Here is a 17,841-nt window from a genome sequence, read left to right as displayed (position 1 = left end):
TTAATTCCCGGGTTTTTAAACAAATGTTTTTATTGTTCTTTTTTGTCTTTGTTATAACCAGTTAAATAGAAATCTATTCCCTGAGCAGCTTTATGACCATCTGCTATACCGTGGATAATATCAGGACCATGAACAATGTCTCCACCTGCGAATAACCATGGAACACCTACAACCTGGTTATATTCATCTGTTTTAATTCTTCCTCTTACTATTTCAATTTTTTCTTTGATTTCTTCTGGTAAGTATGAATAATCAGGCATTTGACCTATTGATTCAACTACCATGTCAGCTTCTAATTCAAGAATCTGTGATTCATCATATTTTGGATTGAATCTTCTATTTTCATCAAAGATAGATAATACTTTCTTAAATCTTGCCTTTTTAATTTTGTCTCCGTCTGTTACTATTTCAATTGGACCCCAACCTGGATGGAAGATTACGCCTTCTTCTCCACCTTCATGTTTTTCATCCCAATCAGCTGGCATTTCATCTAAAGTTCTTTCCAAACTTACAACATGCACTTCTGATTTTCCATATTCTATGTTCTGTAATCTTACCATTGTTCTGGCAACGTCCATTGCAACGTTACCTCCACCAATTACCACCAGTTTCTTTGGAATATATGGTTTTGGTCCATCGCCAGTGAGATAGTATTTCATATCTTTCAATATTACCATTGCCTGTTTTACCATTGGATGATCTGTTCCAGGTACTCCTGTTGATCTTCCAAGAACAAAACCTGATGAAAGGAATACAGCATCATAGTTATCCTTTAATTCTTCAAGAGTTACATCTACGCCAACTTTTGTATTTAATCTAAATTCTACACCAAGTGATTCAATGTATTTCCAGTCTTTTTCAAATGATTCAAGAGGCAATCTGTAGGTAGGTGCACCGTAATTTAAAACACCACCAGGTCTCTTTTCTGCTTCAAATACTGTAACTTCATATCCCATAAGTACAAGATAATAAGCTGCTGATAAACCTGCAGGACCTCCACCAACAACAGCGATTTTTTTGTCAACTTTCTTGATTATCTGCTGTTTGTGCTGTAATACTCTATCATATTCTTCTGCAGGAATCTGATCTACAATATATCTCTTTAACCATCTTATTGAAACTGCTTCACCTCTATGACCAATAGTACATGCAGTTTCACATCTATGAGTACACATTTTACCACAAACTAAAGGTAATGGGTTTGTTTTATATAACCATCTCATACCTTCTTCTACATTGTCATCATATACTGTTCTTATGTAATCTGGAATATCCATATGTGCAGGACATGTTTTTGTACATATACCACAATCCACACATCTTGCAGCTTCTTCTATTGCCTGTTGTTTTGAGAATCCTTTTACAACTTCTAAGAAAGATTTCTTTCTTGTATCTGCATCAAGTATTTCCATTGGAACTCTTTCGAGATCAAGTAATTCTGATTCTTCGGTTCTCTGATATGCTTTGTCGAATTTAATATGATGTATACCATCTTCTTTTGGTAAGAAGAAGAATGAGTTTGGATCCTGAGAAAGATGTACATATTCTTTTGACATGTTTAAAGAACCTGTGGTACAGATATCAACACATAACCCACAGAAAGTACATCTACCATAATCAAAAGCAGGTCTTTCTGGTTTTGAACCTTCCTCATCTGGTAATTCAGGAATTCTTATCATTTTTATTGCTTCAGCTGGACAGATCTTTGAACATGTACCACAACCTATACATGTCTGCCAATCATTAGTATGAAATCCTCTATAATTATCTGCAGCTTCTCTTGGATTATCAATAATATTTTCTAATGGAATTGAAACAGGTTTCTTTGTTAAATATTTCCAAGCCTTTGCTGGTGAAAAGAAACTTTTATTTATTTCAGACATTTTCTCACCTCACCTACCTATCGATTTCTGGAGCACATACGCCCATAGTATCTAACCATATTGCAACGTCATCAATTCTTGTTCCTGGTAAATATTTTTCAATTCCAAGCAATCCCTGTGGATATGATGCTCCTCTAACCGCAATTCTGTATGGTTTATTTGAACCATCTGATACTATATAATAACCATATTCTCCACGAGCACATTCAATATGGCTGAATACCTGTCCTTTTGGGACTCTCCATCTTAGTGCGCTACCTCTTGAGAAACTAACTCTTACAGGACCTTCTTTTGGCATTTTATCCAATACCTGTCTTAATATTCTTATACTCTGCTGTATTTCTTTGTATTTTATTGTTAACCTTGTATATGCATCAGAATATGTTGCTGTTGGAACGTCAAATTCAACTTCATCATATCTTGCATATGGATCAACTTTTCTTATATCATATGGTTTTCCTGATGAAGACCTTAATCCAATACCGGTTACACCAAGTTCCCAACATACTTCTTCTGGAAGGATTATATTGTCTTTTGTTCTTGCCTGAACCATTGGGTTTTTAAGAATTAAATCTTCATATTCTGGCAATCTCTTTTCTAAATAATCTAAGTATTTTTCTAATTTCATTTCAAGCCCTTTTGGAAGATCTTTTCTAACTCCGCCAGGTACAATATACATATGGTATACCCTTGCACCTGTAATTTCTTCAAACATATCAAGTATTAAATCCCTATCTGATGTAGCCCAGTTAGGACCTGTATACAATCCTGTAGGACCACCAATTCCACCTAAAGCCATTAAGTGATTTGCAATTCTTGCTAATTCGAGAATTATCATTCTGATCCAGTGTGCTCTTTCAGGTATTTCTATATTTGCAAGAGTTTCAACACCCTGAGCATATACCATTTCATTAATATCTGGTTCAGGAACACAGATTCTTGGTATTAAAGCAAGATTATTCATCCATAGTCTTCTTTCCATTAATTTTTCAAATCCACGATGAAGCATACCAGGTAATGGTCTTGCTTTTTCAACTATATCACCATCTACGTATAGATGAACACTGAAGTTACCATGCATACCTGGATGGTTAGGACCTAAGAATAACTTTACCTGTCTTTTCATTCTGCTTCACCTTCTTTCGGAATAAAATCAACTTTATAATCTCTTACATCGAATTTTTTCTTTGAATATGCAAGTGGATCAAAATCTTTTCTCATAGGTGGTATATCATCCCATAATTCGAGGAATAGTTCTTTATTTGCATTTTCATTACCTTCAAAGGTTACACCAAAGAATTCATGAACGTCTCTTTCGTAATATTCTGCTCCAGGGAAGATGTCTATTATAGTTCTGAAATTAGGTTTATCCCTATCTATTTTTGTTCTAACCTGAATTGTAATACCTTCATCCCAGTTGAAAAGAAGGTATACTAACTGGAATTTATTTTCTTTTATCCAGTCTACACATGTAAGCATTGTTAATTGCTTCCAGCCTTTTGATTTTAAGTAAGATAATACTGCATGGATTTGATCGCTTTTAAAATCAAAGGATATTTGATTTTTCTTTGGTATTTCATGAAATTCTGGATTAAATTTTGCTTTTATATCTTCAATTATATTATTCATGGAATTCATCTTTTACATACACCTCCCCAAGGGCGCGAATCTGATTCTTTTTATACCAATCATAATATTTTTGATATCTTTTCCATCCTACAGCTTCACCCTTTTTAATTAAATCCATTAGTTTTTTAAATCCACTCATTACAGCTTCTGGTCTTGGCATACAACCTGCAATATATAAATCTACAGGTATATAGTAATCAAGCCTTGAAATAACTGCATATGAATCGTAATATACTCCACCATTTAATGTACATGAACCAAAACCTACTACATATTTTGGATTCTGCATCTGTTCATATGTATATATAATTCTTCTTAATGTTTTTACACTTAGATATCCTGTAATTAATAATACATCTGCCTGTCTTGGTGTTGCCATTGGTGCCATACCAATTCTTTCCATATCGAATCTTGAAGTCATAGTTGGAGGCAATTCCATAGCTCCACAACCTGTACAGTAGTGAAGCATCCAGATTGATTTGCTTCTGAATATATTTCCAAATTTTTCCCAGAAAGTTAATGTATCAGTACAATCCATTTCATTAACGTCTATTTCATTTATCTTTTCATTTTCATTTAAAGCCATATGCTCACCCCCAAACCGGTGAAGATTATAATTGCTGTTTGAATAAAGGCTAATGCAAGAGGTACTTTATAGTAAAATGCAACTAATTGATCAATTTTAAACCTTGCTACTACTGAAGAAATCATTGTTGCAAAAATATATACTACAAAATATTTGATTAAAAATTCTACAATTGTTCCACCACCAAGGAATAAATTTACAAATAATCCAACTTCAACAAATGTTGCAAAGTCGTGTTGAAGCATAAGCATACCAAGATGTTTTCCGCCATATTCTACCAATGGACCTGAAGCAATTTCTGCAGGTGCAACAGGTGTATCATATGGTTTTTTACCAAGCATACCCATTAATGATATAAATCCAACTATTGTTCCTAAAGGCATTCTAAATAAATTCCAACCTAAAATGCCCATACCTTGTTGTGCTGCTGCAATAGCAGAAATAGATGCAGTTTTATTTGCAAAAATAATTCCAAATACTGTCATTATATATGGTAATTCATAACCGAGCATCTGAGTTAAAGCTCTCATAACACCTATTGAAGCCCATGGGTTTCCAGAACCAACAGCACTCATAGCCATACCCAATGAACCAACTGCTAAAAGATATACAATAACAAAGAAATTATCGAGATTTTTAAATACAACGATATTTCCCGCTGGAACGAAAATTAAAGTTGCTATTGTTCCTCCCAAAGCCATTAAAACACCGAAATCATATATAAAACCGTGTGAAATTGAACTTTTACTGAAAGCTTTGAATAAATCAATAAAGTTCTGGTACCATGGAGAACCAACTCTCATGTGTATTTTAGCAACTACTTTTCTTTGAATACCTGAAAGGGTTACCTGCCAGAAGAAGGCTAATAATACTAACCCTGTGGCCATAAAGAATGTTGTCATATTTTATCACCCCACATAAATATTGCAGTTATTACAATTGAAATCCAGAAAACAGTAAATGCTGGATTTTCATTGAAGAACCATGTTCTTACCAACTGTCCAAGTTCTTTTACCCTTAATGCAATTGCATCATAGAACTTTTCAACAGAAGGATGATTTGCATATAATCTTTCAAATGGGGCATAGTAATTTGCTGAATAGTGATATAAATCTGGATCATGAATAAATTCTGCTGATGTATAAGTATCCATTAATCCTACGGACTTTGATTTTGGCAATACAAAATAAAGTATTGTAGCTACAATAAATCCTGCACCAAATACCAATGTAACTATCCATGAATCCCACATACCATTTGGAGTCATAACTTTAAAACCATCAATTACAATAGGTTTAATTCCTACAACTTCCTGAATTTTAGCTATATATCTTAGCATTAATCCTGGATATACACCATATAACAATGTTAAACCGGAAATGATCAACATTGGTATTTGCATTAAGAAAGGAACTTCTTTTACATCTTCATGTTTTGGAGATAATTGTCCTAAAAATGCGCCTGCTAATGGTCTGAATACATACATAAATGATCCAACACTTCCAAAGAATGCTGCAAATGCAATGAACATGTTTCCTTTTCTAATTAATCCCTGGAAGATTAACCACTTTGATGCAAATCCACTCATAGGTGGTATACCTGCTAATGAAATAATTGCAATAAGATATGCAGCAAATGTTACAGGCATTTTTTTGATTAATCCACCAAGTTCTGAGATCTTTGTTGTTCCTGTTCTGTAAGCTACTGCTGCAAAAGCAAGGAACATTGCTGCTGAAGCCATAGCATGATTAAATACGTGCATCATACCTCCAGCAAATGCTGTTTGATCTGTTAATGCAAGACCTATTAATATATAACCACTATTACTTACTGTTGAGTAAGCAATTAATCTCTTTGCATCGTCCTGTTTTATAGCCATTAATGTTCCAATTATTATACTAATTCCACCGAGTAACATTAAAATATAATTTTCAAATGGGTGTCCCATAATCTGGAAATGATTTGAGAATACTTTAAATGTTGGGAATACAGCTGTCATTAAAAATGCAACAAAACCACCCATTTTTACAAGACCACCTGACAATACAGGTGAGAATGTATGTGGAGCATTACCGTGTGCAATTGGTAACCATGTATGGAATGGGAAAATACCCAATTTTGTTAAACCAGCCATTACAATTAAGAAGAAGAATAAAACTGCAAAGTTTGGATCTTCAGCCATTTTTGATACTGTTGTTGAGATATCAAATGTTCCGTATTTTGAATTTAATAATAATATTGCATATAACATTGAGAATGAACCTATTGTACTAATTCCATAATATACAACTGAAGCTCTTCTGGATTTACCTAAAGGAATAATAAACATTGATGACCAAACTACTAATTCCCAGAAGATGAATAAAGTTAAAAAGTCTTTTGAATAAAATACACCTATAGTTCCACCTAAAGATAATACATAGAAAAGATTATATGCTGCTGGATGTATTACCTTTTCCATCCAGTATGGATTAAAGAATGAAACCATTGCATATACAATAACCATTACAATTGAGAAGAACCATGCATATGATGAAGTTACAAGATCAAGTGAATAATTCCCGTATGTAAATACATTAAGTACTTCACCTGCTGAATCCTTTAATGTATATACAACAAATAATGCAACAACTGAGATTAATATTGTTAAATAAGCTCCTGCTTTATCATTGAACTTTGAAACTGCATATGTAACCAATCCGCCGAGTAATATAAATAAGATTAATGTATTTAAAGCCACGTCACATCCCTCCCGCTATGTTGGAAAGGTAATTGCTTATGCCTTGAGTAATAAATTCAGGATTAAAACTTACATAAATGATAAATGCTGCAACTACAACAGCTAAAAGTGCATAAGCAAATGTGTTTTCCAAGGATAATTTTGTTGTGTATTCGTCTTTTGATTCTTTTCCTTCTTCACCAGGATTCCAGAGTTTTACCAACATTCTGATGTAATAAATACCTTCAATTAAACTTGCAAATAAGATAAATGCAGGAATCCAGAAACTTTTTAATGTAAATAATGTTGATAAAGCAAATACCTTTACGTAGAAACCGTAGAATAGAGGTAATCCTACCAATGATAATGCTGCAACACTAAATCCAAAACCAATTAATTTATGTTTTTTAAATAATCCCTGTAATTTTTCTACATTATCTGTTCCAGTATATACAAACATTGCACCGGCTATTGTAAACATTATTAATTTTGCTAATGCATTATTAGCAACCTGCATCATTGCCCCGCCAGTTACACCTGATAAGAACAATGTTGCAATTAAACCAGCCTGTCCAACACTTGAAAATGCAAGAATACCTCTTACATTTCTTTGAGCAAATGCTGCAATTTCTCCAAACACAAATGTCAATACTGCAATTGTTAAGAATATTGTTTTAAGTGTTCCATCGACAACAAGGATTTGTGTAAATAATCTACCAAATACCATTATTGCCGTTGTTGCATATGCTGAAGCAAAAATAGCGCCATTTAAGTCATTTGTGTTTCCATAAACCATTTTTACCCAACCGTTAAATGGTAATAATTTAGATTCTACTGCAAAACCAGCAAAGATAAATGTAAGTGCTAATAATAATACATCGCTATTTATTCCAGAGAGTTTTGCGTGCATGTCAGCCATATTTAATGTTCCTGCAGTGGCATAAAGGATAATTATACCTAAAAGGTATAAATTTGAACCCAATGCACCGAGGATAATGTAATTAAATGTTCCTTTGTAATTTTTTGTCATTGTAGAAAGAATATATGCTGAAATTGATGCAATTTCAAGGAAAACGAATAAATTGAATAAGTCACCTGTCATGAGCAAACCGTTTAATGAAGTTAATGAAACCAATAATACAGTTGAATATTTTTTAATTGATGACATTGAAGTTAATACTGCAAGTGCAAATACAACATTTACTATCATCAATCCATAAGCTGCATATTGATCAACAACAAGATTAATACCGAAAGGAGGCTTCCAACCACCTACGATAATAGTTCCCTGTTGTAAAGCAAATGAAGCAAATGCATTAAATAAAACAGCAATTATTAATAATGTTTTATCTAAAGTTTTAAACATTACAGATAAAAATGCGAATAGTAATGGTATCGCGATTAATAAGATAGGATTAATCATTGCTTTCACTCCCCATCTCGTCCAATTCTAATGTGCCGTATTTTGCGTATAATTTTCTTACAACTGTTAATGCTAATGCTGTTACACCAACACCAATAACAATAGCTGTAAGTACCAATGCTTGAGGTAATGGATCAACAAAAAGACTGTTTGTTGTTTTTACACCGTTGAATAATATAGGAGCAACACCATCATTTACATAACCAACTGAGATTATGAAAAGATTAACTCCTACTTCCAAAACATTTAAAGCTACAACAAGCTTTATTAGATTTTTTTGAGTTAAAAGACCATATATACCAATTAATATTAAAATTATAAATATGTATTGTATCATTTATTTCCCCTCCTCTGAGAGAAAATCTGAGATCAAGTTTGAAAGCTCAGATCCTACTTTTAAACCAACAAAGATGTAAATAATTGGAACAATACCTGCACTGAACAATTCACCAACAGTTCCTGTTGGAAGGAAGTTATAAAGGAAGTATCCTCCATATGCTAATCCTAATAAACCGAATATAAGATATAAACTTCCAGCAGTTCCTTCTAATAATTTAAATGATTTCATCTTTGTTTTAAATTCATCATCTGATAAATAGAATAATAATACTGCTGAAGCGATCATAGAACCGCCAGGAAAACCTCCACCAGGGGTAAGATGCCCATGAATGAAAATGTAAACACCTGTAATTAATATTACTCCAGCAATAACCCTAACTGCAGATTTTAAAATGAAATTAGGCGGTGTTTTAAATTTCATTCTTGATTTTCCGCTTAATAATAATCCAACACCAAGAGCAGAAACAAATAATACAGTAACTTCTCCTAAAGTATCAAAAGACCTGTAATTTACGACAATAGAAGTAACCATATTTGCTGAACCACTTTCTGGGTCTTTTGTTTCTTTATAAACAACTTCACCGTTATCACCGGTTACATTCTTTTTTACAAATTTGTCTGAAACCCTTTCACTTAAATTTGCCTTTCCAAATTCTGGAAAGAATTTTCCTTCACTGCTTTTTGGAGCATAAAGGCTTGTGAAGATAAATATTCCTAAAACTATTACAATTAAACCTGCAATAACTCTTTTCATCATTCTTTATCACCAGCCTTTTTCATGGAAAAGAGTGTAAAGATAAATACAGCGGTTACAAGACCTGAACCAATTACTGCTTCTGTAATTGCAACATCAGGAGCCTTCATAAAGATAAATGAAACAACAGAAAGCATACTTAATATTGATAAATAAATAACTGAAGTAATAATCTTTTTTGATTCAATTGCCAATATTGCGAATACTATTAATGTAATACCTACTAATAACTCAATTATCTGCATTTTCATCACCTCTACTTTTGTTGTAGAGTTCGTCTAACTCATTTTTTACTAATTTAAAAGGTTTTGCGCCGTAAATATATGAAGCCTTAGCTAATACAGAACTTCCAACAGGGTTGGTAATTGTAAGAAATACAACAATTAACAAAGTTTTAATAAACCATGCTGGTTGAGCTATACCTACACCTAAAACCAATGAAAATGTTCCAAGAGTTGTAGCTTTTGTTGCTGCCTGAAGTCTATTGTAAACATCAGGCATTCTGTATAAACCCAAACCACCTAAAACATAAAAGAGCGCACCTATTATCATTAATATATATCCTATAGCACTCATTTTTTCCCCTCCAAATAACGAGCAATTACCACTGTTTCAAGGAATGATAATGCTCCATAAACTAATGCAATATCAAGATATAACTCACTTTTGAATAAGAAAGCAAGGAAAACTATTGATCCTGTGATAATAACGTTTAAAGTGTCGATAGCAACAACTCTATCAGGTGTCGTTGGACCTTGAATTAATCTGATAATAGAGAAAAAAGCTCCAATTGCGATTAATAAGCCTATTAATGTATTCATTCATAAATCCCTCCCAAAATCTTTTCAAATTTTCCAGAAACATACTTCTGATATTCTTCGGGAGTTTCACCTTTTACATCAATCCAGTGGATGTAAATATAATCGTCATCAGCATCAATAGATAATGTACCTGGAGTTAATGTAATGGAATTTGCAAGAGTTAATTTTCCAACGTTTCCTTTTAATTTTGTTGGAACCTTAACAAATCCAGGGTTTAATGGTAATGCTGGATTTAAAACCCTTGCTGCAACGTCGAAATTCGCCTTTACCATTTCAACAATAAACACAGGAACATAGATGAAAACAAACTTTAAAACCTTTGGAATTACAGAAAAACCAAATTCATAATCTACAGTTTTAGCTATAATTCCAGCTAAAACTAAAGATACAACTAGCCCTGTAAGTAATTCTGGAGTGCTGAAATTTGTTAGAGCAATCCAGATAACCCATAGGGTCAAAAATGTGGAAATAAATTTTTTCAATGTACTCCCTCCTTTAGGAAAAATTTGTGAAAAATATCTTTATTTTTGATAAAACCACTTTTTATTTCACAAAAAGCAATCAGGAATTCTTTATGATATCATGAGCTTCATTCAATTCTTGTGAAATTATTCTTTTTCCGTGGGATAAAAGTTCCAGTACACATTGATATTTTAGAATACAATATACAGAATTTCCTCGTTTCTTTTTTACAATGATACCGTTTTCTTCAAGGATTTTAAGATGTTGTGAGATACTTGATTGACTTGTTCCTAACCTTTCAACAATTTCATATACAGATAGTTCTTTTTCACTTAATAATTTTACGATTCTTAAACGAATAGGATGTGCGAGACTTTTGAAAACGTTTGATATTAATTTGCATTCATCCAAAATATCATCCCCTTATAGAAAATAAAAGAATATTAGAAAATTCTAATATTATTATATTACAAAAACACCAGATATTAAAACTATGATTTTAAACTGTTATTATCTATAATTACCTATAATACATTTTAATCTGCTATATTCATAAGAAATGCTAAAAAATAAAAAAAGAGCGCAAAATGCGCTCTTTAATCATATTTTTACAGGTATTTAATCTAAGACCAGTTATATCCTAATTACTGATTTTCTTTCTCTCTTTCTCTTTCCTGAATTATTTTTTGTTGTATATCAGGTGTTACTTCCTGATAAGTTGAAAATTTCATTGTAAAGTATCCTTTTCCACTTGTAATTGAGCTTAATCTTGGCGAGAAATCAAGCATTTCTGCAAGAGGAATTTCTGCTTCAATTTTATCAGTTCCTCTACCTAATGATTGCATTCCCATTGGCCTTCCGCGTTTTGAGGAGATTTCACCCATTACATCACCGGTATATTCTGTTGGTGTGTAAATTTCAACTTTCATTACTGGTTCAAGAATAACAGGATTTGCATTCTTCATACCATCTTTAAATGCCTGTCTTGCTGCAATCTGGAATGCTATATCTGATGAGTCAACTTCATGATAAGAACCGTCATATAGTGTAACCTTAATATCAACAACTGGATATTCAGCAACAACACCTTTTTTCATAGCTTCTTTTATTCCTTTATCTACTGAAGGAATAAAGTTCTTTGGAATTACACCACCAACGATTTTATCAACAAATTCATATCCTTCTCCTCTTGGAAGTGGTTCTAATTCAATTTTTACGTGACCGTATTGCCCATGACCACCAGTTTGCTTTTTATGTTTATATTCTGCTTTAACCTTTCTTCTAATTGTTTCTCTGTAAGCAATCTTAGGTTTTCCAACTTCTACATTTACCTTAAATGTTTTCTTTAATCTTTCTATCATAATTTCAAGATGTGTAGTTCCAAGACCAGAAACAATTGTTTCACCTGTTTCTGGATCAAATTCCCATGAGAATGTAGGATCTGATTCCTGTAATTTGGAAAGTGCATTATTAACTTTGTCAATTTCATTTTTGGAAGTTGGTTTTACTGATTTAGAAATCATTGGTTCAGGGAATTCAGGTACATCAACTTTTACCTGTCTGGAATTATGAGCTACAGTATCATTGATTTTACTCTTTTTAAGTTTTGGAACAACGATTATATCACCAACTCCAGCTTCTGATACTTCTTCATTTTTATCAAATCTAGGTATATATATATGAGATACTTTTTCATTGGAATCTTCCTGAACTTCAACAAATGAATCACCTGATTTTACCGTTCCAGCAAGTATTCTAATGTATGTAAGTTTTCCCACAAATGGATCAACGGCATTTTTTACAACAAGACCTACAAATGGCTCATCTTCTTTTCCTTCTATTACCAATTCTTTATCTTCATATTTTGCATTAAATGTTCTTTCATCTGGATGCATACCAACAAGATAAATCATTTCCATAAATCTATCTAAACCAATATTCTTTTCTGCTGAAGCAACAACTATTGGTACAACTTCATCATCTTCAAATGCTACGTGTAAAGCTTTAAAAACATTTTCAGGATTTAAAGCTTCTTCTCCCTCTTCTAAATATTTTTCCATTAATGCTTCATTTGTTTCAACAACATCTTCCATTAATTCCTGATGATATGCTTCATAATATTCTTTTGCTTCGGCTGGTATTTCATCTAATTTTTTATCTTTTCCACTTTGATCGGTTTCATAAACAAATGCTTCATGTGTTAAAAGATTTACAAGTCCTTTAAATTCAGGTCCTTCGCCAATTGGAACCTGTAAAGGAACAACCTTTACACCATCTTCAAATAATTCCTTTAATTCAGAAACTACATTACCAAAATTTACGCCTTCTTTATCCATCTGGTTTATTAAAATAAAGATTGGCTTTTTATTTTCCCTTGCAATTTTCCATATTCTTTCTGTTGTAACTTCAACACCTGATGAAGCATTTACAACAAGAACAACGTTGTCAACAGCATTTACTGCAACATCAATGTCTCCGAGAAAATCTGCCATTCCTGGAGTATCAAAGAAATAAAATCTTGAATCTTTATAATCTACTGACACAATATGATTTGAAAATGTTGAACCTTTGTCTTTTTCTACTTCTTCAATGTCTAAATAGCGCTGTCCAATCCTATCTGCGCTATCAAAGTTTTTTAATATGGCATCCATTAATGTGGTTTTTCCACATCCATGATGTCCAAATAACCCCACTATCCTTTTTTTATCTGACTTGATCATTCCCATATCAATGCACCCCCACTGTAGTAATCTTTATCTATCTTTTTTAAATACCCCTAAAAAAGCAGGTATTTTACTTCTCCAGTTTTCTGATCGATAATTTAAGATGGACCCGTTGTAATAGAATATAGAAGAACTTCCCCCATCAAGCATCATAGCCTGTTTTATATTTCCTATTTTTTCAAGGAGCAATATTGCTTCGTCATAATTTATTCCAGGATTTGATTCCATGTATCCATCTACTACAATAAATAATACCATATCATCGTTATTAATTGCAACTATCGTTCGAGGTGTTTTTCGGTTAATAATGCTCCATGAATAGGCTAATTTCTCTTCTTTCATCGCTTCTGGCATTATATCATTACTTTTAAGTAACGGTCCGCTTTCAATTAACTCTTTTATAGCAATATTTTGATTTATATCTATATCAAATATTACTTCATCTCCTTCTGCGACATCTTTTATGTACTTCAGGTATTTTCTTTCAATTAATAATAATTTTTGATTATTTATGGGTCTTTTTTTACCAATATATACAATATAATCATTTTCTATTAAAAGGAATAAATAATCATCTTCACTTTCTTTTATTTTTCCTTTATATGCACTGGTATATAGCTTTACATCCCCTTTCCATGCTGTATTTATAGCTTTTATCCAGAATGGGACACCTCTTATGTATATTGTGTATTCCATATTTACCTTTTTTATATACGGAACTCCATATTCATCAACAATAAAGCATGGTCTATAATATGAAGAAATGTGCTGAATTTTTCCATCTGTAATTATTTTTCCTATTGGTTCCAGAGTTGAAACATCAAAATATCCAGCATTAATTGCAACTAATGGATTTTCTTCATTTAAATATTTTTCAGCGTCTTCAGGATTTCCAAGATTGTTGAACATAACCTTTATTTCTAATTCTTTTGGATTAATTGTGGCGATATGCACAGGAACAATTCGACCGTTTAAGTCTATCATTTTATTTTCCACTTTTAAAAGTTTTGTATCAATTTGCAATTTTTTAGAGTTTTTTTCCTCACTTGCGTTATTATTGTTTGCTTTTTTATTTTCATTTATGGTGTTAGAATTATTTACTAAATCATTTTCTTTGGTTTCAATATCATTTTTATTTTCAGTTTTTTCGTTGATATTGTTTTCGATATTTTTTTTCTCAACTACATTATTGCTTGAATTGACAGTTTTAATATTTTCAGGAGAATTATTGTTCTTCTGATTTAAAGTTAAGATTATACTTCTTCCTGAAATTTGAATATCATAATTATTAAAATCTTTTATTTCATATTCAACAACATTATCTCCCAGCATTTTAAAGTTAATATCTGATGGAACAGAATATTCATTAATAGCTGGAACTATTACTATACCGTTTTTATTTTTTATTACCATTTCTTTATGTACTATATGACTCACTGAGAAGATAATTTTATTTACCGAATAGTCTATCTTTATTATTCGAGGAATAGAAGCATAAATATAAGTATTTCCATTATAATCGAATTTTTGATATCCCATAAATTTCACAAAAGCATCAACAAGAAGATAATATTGATCATTGTTTTTTAACACTGCAGATGCAAAAGAATCATTAATATTAAAATTGATTCTAACAGTTCCGTTTATTAAATTTAGTTCAAGAACATCCATTTTACTTCCAATATGTCTGATGAGATAGATAATGTTTTTAGAAGGACTTTTCTTGAGGTTGAAGATTTTGGAAATCTCTTCAACCTCAAGATATTTGTTATTGGAAAATGTAATATAATTTAATTCTGTAGATTCTTTTGTTAAATCAACATAAATTATTTTTCCATATGAAATAATAGCAAATAATAAAATGCTTAATATAAAAAGCAATTTTTTAGGCATTATTTACCTCCTGAAATTTTTTCATATATTAATTTCATTTTATGTTCTGTTGGAGGATTGTCTGTAATTTCATATGCTTCTTTCATTAATTCAAGCGATTCTTCTACATTACTTTTATCTGATACATATAATAAAGCAATAGTATCTCCTTTTTCAACCTTTGCACCTAATTTCTTCATAACCTTTATTCCAACTGAATAATCTATTTCATCTTCTTTTTTCTTTCTTCCAGCACCTAACACCATTGAAGCAATTCCAACTTTTTCTGCATCTATATGTGATACATATCCAGATTTTTCTGCTTTGAATTCAACGATATTTTTTGAAATAGGCAATATTTCTTCTGGATTGTCAACTACTCTTTCGTCTCCACCTTGAGCTTTTATCCATTTTCTCATAATTTCTAAAGCTTTTCCATTTTTGATGTTTTCTTCTAATATTTTTCTTGCTTCTTTATATTCATATATACCTGCAAGGTCAATCATGCTTGCGGCAAGTTCAAGACATAATTCAGTGAAATCTTCAGGACCATTTCCTTTTAATGTTTCTATTGCTTCCCATACTTCAAGGGAATTACCAACCATTTCACCAAGTGGTTGATCCATATTTGTTACAACAGCAACTATTTTTCTATTATTAAGTTCAGCAATTTCAACCATTGATTTTGCAAGAGCAACGGCATCATCAAGATTTTTCATGAAAGCTCCACTTCCAGTTTTTACATCTAAAACAATTCCATCAGAATTTACAGCAAGTTTTTTACTCATTATACTTGCAGAAATCAATGAAATTTCATCTACAGTATCTGTAACGTCTCTTAATGCATATAATTTTTTATCTGCTGGTGCAATATTTCCTGTCTGGCCAGCAACAACCATTCCTACTTCATTGGCAATTTTAAAGAATTCATCTTTTGAGATAGCTGTTTTAAATCCAGGTATGGATTCTAACTTATCTATAGTTCCACCAGTATGACCAAGCCCTCTTCCTGAAAGTTTTGATACCTTTAATCCAGCAGAAGCTACAAGCGGTCCTACAGCAAGAGTTGTTTTATCTCCTACACCACCGGTAGAATGTTTATCAATTTTAATTCCTTCAATTCCTGATAAGTCTATTATATCCCCGCTATTTCTCATGGTCATGGTAAGATAATATCTTTCTTCCTTATTCATTCCATTAAAATATATTGCCATTAGCCATGCAGAAATCTGATAATCTGGAATGCTTCCATCTACATATCCATTTACCATAAATTCTATTTCTTCTTTTGTATTAATTCCACCATTTCTTTTTTTATGAATTATGTCTACTGGTCTCATTTAAACTCCTCCCTTTAAATATAATCTTTATTAACGTACCCTGTTGTTCTTCACTATCTACTTCAATATATGCTCTATGTTTTTCAAGTATTTGTTTTACAATATACAATCCTATACCGGTTCCTGGAATTTGTCTTGATCTTGATTTATCAACTCTATAGAATAGATTAAATATTTTATTCCTTTCTCTTTCTGGAATTCCAATACCTGTATCTTCAACTTCGAATATTATTTCATCTTCTTTTCCAGAATACAATCTAATAAATATTTCTTTTGGACCATTTTCTTTTATATAGGTAAATTTCACAGCATTATCGAGAATATTGTAGGCAACTTGCATAAGCCTGTCTTCATCACCGGTAATAATTAATTCCTTTTCTATATCAAGATAAAGTTTTACATCCATATCTTTTACCAGAGATTCAAATATCATATATACCTTTTTTATTAAATTGGAAATATTTAATTCTTTGAAATGATATTCATAGTCCTTTCTTTCAAGACGACTTATATCCTGTAAATCATTAATTAATCTTGTTAGTCTTGAAGATTCATCTTCAATTATTCTCAAAAATCTAATTGCCTGTGGAGACATATTTTCATCGCTCATAAGCAATGTTTCTGCATATCCATGTATAGCAGTAAGTGGTGTTTTTAATTCGTGTGACATAACGGTGAGAAATTCTCTTCTCATTAAATCGAGTTCCTTTTCTTTCGTGATATCTCGTAAAATAACTATTCTATAGTTTTGTTCATGTTCTGTATCTAAAGTTACTTTTTTTATCTCGCAATTAAAGAAAGATTTTTTAGGGCTATATATAATGATCTCTTCCTTTAAGTTCTCATTTTTTCTATAACTTTTTAAAATTAAGTCTATAAGTGTATGATCTTCAAGGATTTCTGATAACGTTTTCCCTAAAAAATCAGAAGTTATGAAAAGATTTTGAGCTCCTTTGTTGGCATAATCAAGTATTAATCTATCAGAACTTTCATTATAAAAGACGAGCATTATAGCTTCAGAGATATTATTCAAAATAGAATAGATATTTTTTCTTTTTCTTTTTTCTATATCCATTTTTTTATTTAAGTCTTTTATCTTTTCTTCAAGAGAATGCACCAAAAATTCAGTGGCAGGATCGCTGGCACTGATTGATAATACTCTTGATATAGATGATTTTAATTTCGAAGTTTCTTTTTTTAAAGACATATATGCGGTTACAACATAATATAGTACAACTAAAAAAATGGATATTAATAAAAAGTATGTCACCATTTTATCACCTATTTCAA

The 17,841-nt window shown here is 31.6% G+C and carries 18 protein-coding genes; all 18 read right to left on the bottom strand.

Annotation, left to right across the window (positions count from 1 at the left end; translation table 11 throughout):
* Positions 1-29: 29 nt before the first annotated feature.
* The 18 genes from XO10_RS03200 to XO10_RS03115 all read right to left on the bottom strand — a co-directional run bounded on the left by XO10_RS03200 (position 30) and on the right by XO10_RS03115 (position 17,821).
* Positions 30-1,883 carry an FAD-dependent oxidoreductase gene (locus XO10_RS03200; protein ID WP_014296136.1) on the bottom strand — a complete coding sequence of 618 codons (1,854 nt, stop codon included), beginning with the start codon at positions 1,881-1,883 and terminating at the stop codon, positions 30-32.
* Between the two features lie 13 nt (positions 1,884-1,896).
* Entirely contained in the window at positions 1,897-3,009 is a 1,113-nt protein-coding gene (locus tag XO10_RS03195) for an NADH-quinone oxidoreductase subunit D (protein WP_014296135.1), read from the bottom strand.
* Positions 3,006-3,521 carry an NADH-quinone oxidoreductase subunit C gene (locus XO10_RS03190; RefSeq protein ID WP_014296134.1) on the bottom strand — a complete coding sequence of 172 codons (516 nt, stop codon included), beginning with the start codon at positions 3,519-3,521 and terminating at the stop codon, positions 3,006-3,008. Before XO10_RS03190 ends, XO10_RS03195 begins: the two co-directional genes overlap by 4 nt.
* Positions 3,505-4,050: an NADH-quinone oxidoreductase subunit NuoB gene (gene nuoB, locus XO10_RS03185; RefSeq protein WP_041638792.1), complete on the bottom strand. Its 546-nt coding sequence runs from the start codon at positions 4,048-4,050 to the stop codon at positions 3,505-3,507. Before nuoB ends, XO10_RS03190 begins: the two co-directional genes overlap by 17 nt.
* A gap of 38 nt (positions 4,051-4,088) precedes the next feature.
* Positions 4,089-5,000, bottom strand: a complete 912-nt coding sequence (locus tag XO10_RS03180; protein WP_014296132.1) for a respiratory chain complex I subunit 1 family protein — start codon at positions 4,998-5,000, stop codon at positions 4,089-4,091.
* On the bottom strand, positions 4,997-6,838 hold the full coding sequence (locus XO10_RS03175) for a proton-conducting transporter membrane subunit (RefSeq protein ID WP_014296131.1): 1,842 nt from the start codon (positions 6,836-6,838) through the stop codon (positions 4,997-4,999). Before XO10_RS03175 ends, XO10_RS03180 begins: the two co-directional genes overlap by 4 nt.
* 1 nt (position 6,839) lies before the next feature.
* Positions 6,840-8,240 (bottom strand): complex I subunit 5 family protein, encoded by a 1,401-nt coding sequence (locus tag XO10_RS03170; protein WP_014296130.1) that lies wholly within the window; start codon positions 8,238-8,240, stop codon positions 6,840-6,842.
* Positions 8,233-8,577, bottom strand: coding sequence for a sodium:proton antiporter (locus XO10_RS03165; protein WP_014296129.1), 345 nt, complete (start codon positions 8,575-8,577; stop codon positions 8,233-8,235). Before XO10_RS03165 ends, XO10_RS03170 begins: the two co-directional genes overlap by 8 nt.
* Positions 8,578-9,336 carry a Na(+)/H(+) antiporter subunit B gene (locus tag XO10_RS03160; RefSeq protein ID WP_014296128.1) on the bottom strand — a complete coding sequence of 253 codons (759 nt, stop codon included), beginning with the start codon at positions 9,334-9,336 and terminating at the stop codon, positions 8,578-8,580.
* Positions 9,333-9,578: a hydrogenase subunit MbhD domain-containing protein gene (locus XO10_RS03155; protein ID WP_014296127.1), complete on the bottom strand. Its 246-nt coding sequence runs from the start codon at positions 9,576-9,578 to the stop codon at positions 9,333-9,335. The genes XO10_RS03160 and XO10_RS03155 overlap by 4 nt, the downstream gene beginning before the upstream one ends.
* Complete coding sequence (gene mnhG, locus XO10_RS03150) at positions 9,565-9,909, bottom strand: monovalent cation/H(+) antiporter subunit G (RefSeq protein ID WP_014296126.1); 345 nt, start codon at positions 9,907-9,909, stop codon at positions 9,565-9,567. Before mnhG ends, XO10_RS03155 begins: the two co-directional genes overlap by 14 nt.
* Positions 9,906-10,154, bottom strand: coding sequence for a cation:proton antiporter (locus XO10_RS03145; protein ID WP_014296125.1), 249 nt, complete (start codon positions 10,152-10,154; stop codon positions 9,906-9,908). The genes mnhG and XO10_RS03145 overlap by 4 nt, the downstream gene beginning before the upstream one ends.
* Positions 10,151-10,636 carry a Na+/H+ antiporter subunit E gene (locus tag XO10_RS03140; protein WP_083635636.1) on the bottom strand — a complete coding sequence of 162 codons (486 nt, stop codon included), beginning with the start codon at positions 10,634-10,636 and terminating at the stop codon, positions 10,151-10,153. The genes XO10_RS03145 and XO10_RS03140 overlap by 4 nt, the downstream gene beginning before the upstream one ends.
* A gap of 79 nt (positions 10,637-10,715) precedes the next feature.
* Positions 10,716-11,027: a helix-turn-helix transcriptional regulator gene (locus tag XO10_RS03135; RefSeq protein WP_014296123.1), complete on the bottom strand. Its 312-nt coding sequence runs from the start codon at positions 11,025-11,027 to the stop codon at positions 10,716-10,718.
* A gap of 233 nt (positions 11,028-11,260) precedes the next feature.
* On the bottom strand, positions 11,261-13,342 hold the full coding sequence (gene fusA / locus XO10_RS03130) for an elongation factor G (protein ID WP_014296122.1): 2,082 nt from the start codon (positions 13,340-13,342) through the stop codon (positions 11,261-11,263).
* A gap of 27 nt (positions 13,343-13,369) precedes the next feature.
* The gene (locus tag XO10_RS03125; RefSeq protein WP_014296121.1) at positions 13,370-15,232 is read right to left on the bottom strand and encodes a phosphodiester glycosidase family protein; all 1,863 of its coding nucleotides are present in this window, start codon (positions 15,230-15,232) and stop codon (positions 13,370-13,372) included.
* Positions 15,232-16,551: a pyrimidine-nucleoside phosphorylase gene (locus XO10_RS03120; protein WP_014296120.1), complete on the bottom strand. Its 1,320-nt coding sequence runs from the start codon at positions 16,549-16,551 to the stop codon at positions 15,232-15,234. Before XO10_RS03120 ends, XO10_RS03125 begins: the two co-directional genes overlap by 1 nt.
* Positions 16,526-17,821 carry a cell wall metabolism sensor histidine kinase WalK gene (locus XO10_RS03115; protein ID WP_041638465.1) on the bottom strand — a complete coding sequence of 432 codons (1,296 nt, stop codon included), beginning with the start codon at positions 17,819-17,821 and terminating at the stop codon, positions 16,526-16,528. Before XO10_RS03115 ends, XO10_RS03120 begins: the two co-directional genes overlap by 26 nt.
* Positions 17,822-17,841 lie beyond the last annotated feature (20 nt).

This window comes from Marinitoga sp. 1135, assembly GCF_013363245.1.
GTDB lineage: Bacteria > Thermotogota > Thermotogae > Petrotogales > Petrotogaceae > Marinitoga > Marinitoga piezophila.
Note: the sequence above shows the minus strand (reverse complement) of the source record. Positions and strands in the feature narration are given on the sequence as shown.